At 59.7% G+C, this 248-nt stretch carries 1 protein-coding gene; it reads right to left on the bottom strand.

All coding sequences use genetic code 11. The features are described 5' to 3' along the window. Nucleotides 1-248: hypothetical protein (locus tag HKX41_12690; protein ID NNC24992.1), on the bottom strand; the 248-nt coding region annotated here is incomplete at both ends.

Below are 248 nucleotides of genomic sequence, written 5' to 3'. Positions count from 1 at the left end.
CTCGAGGAGTTCCCGGAAGATCGGGTTCTGTGTGACGTCTTCGTCGGTGAGTCGCTCCTCGATCGTCTCGGTGATCTGTTCGACCGGGAATGACCGGGTTGTTGCGTGGAATTTGAGCTTCGAGTCGAGTTCTTTGTTGGCGAACTCGGTGCCTGCGTCCTGGAGTTGGGCCCAGTCGTCGGCCATCGCGAAGTCCATGTTCCCCGGGTCGATTTCGATGAACGCCTCCATCGCGCCGTCAGTCCGCT

It is taken from the genome of Salifodinibacter halophilus, assembly GCA_012999515.1.
Classification (GTDB): domain Bacteria; phylum Pseudomonadota; class Gammaproteobacteria; order Nevskiales; family Salinisphaeraceae; genus Salifodinibacter; species Salifodinibacter halophilus.
The sequence above is the reverse complement of the archived record's forward strand: the minus strand, read 5'-3'. Positions and strand labels throughout refer to the sequence as shown.